General features: G+C 50.2%; 1 protein-coding gene. It reads left to right on the top strand.

The annotated features are described in order from the left end of the window. The coding region (locus Q4563_RS22890) for a response regulator transcription factor (protein WP_303606186.1) at window positions 1-211 on the top strand (211 nt) is incomplete at its 5' end. Window positions 212-233: the final 22 nt, after the last annotated feature.

The raw sequence follows: 233 nt of genomic DNA, 5'->3' as shown, positions 1-233 counted from the left end.
GCTTAACAGTCTGACTCGTCGCCAATTGCTGGTATTGGAACGTATGGCCAGTGGCGAATCCAACAAGCAGATTGCCTACAATCTGTCGATTGCTGAAACCACCGTCAAAGCGCACGTCTCGGCGATTTTGCGTAAACTCAGTGTACACAATCGTATTCAGGCGGTATTGGCTGCCAGCAATGTCGATTTTAACCAGTATCTGCGCCGCTAACTTCGCGAGTGCGCCTGATTAC

Source organism: Gilvimarinus sp. 1_MG-2023 (genome assembly GCF_030548285.1).
This window is presented reverse-complemented; position numbering and strand designations above follow the sequence as displayed.